The sequence below is a fragment of the Saccharothrix sp. ST-888 genome (assembly GCF_000955975.1).
Lineage (GTDB): Bacteria > Actinomycetota > Actinomycetes > Streptomycetales > Streptomycetaceae > Kitasatospora.
This window is the reverse complement of record NZ_JYJF01001016.1, coordinates 1-295: the sequence shown is the minus strand read 5'-3', so window position 1 is coordinate 295 and position 295 is coordinate 1. Positions and strand designations below refer to the sequence as shown.

The 295-nt window shown below is 75.3% G+C and carries 1 pseudogene; it reads left to right on the top strand.

Annotated elements, in window-relative coordinates:
• Positions 1-295 (top strand): annotated as a pseudogene (locus tag UK12_RS35380) (acyltransferase domain-containing protein); the annotation flags it as partial.

The window sequence follows — 295 nt, the reverse complement described above, 5'->3', positions numbered from 1 at the left end:
GGCGCGGCTGCGGGCGTTCGCGGCGGGTGAGCCGGGGCTGGACGTGTCGGGTGTCGGCCGTTCGCTGGCGACCGGCCGTGCGGTGCTGGAGAACCGGGCCGTGGTGCTCGGTGGGAGCGCCGAGGAACTGGGCCGTGGCCTGGACGCGTTGGCTGCGGGTGGTGTCGCCGCCGAGGTGATCGAGGGTGTTGCTGGGGCTGGGGGGAAGGTGGCGTTCGTCTTCCCGGGTCAGGGTTCGCAGTGGGCGGCGATGGGTGCCGGGCTGTGGGCGGAGTCGGCGGTGTTCGCGGGGCGG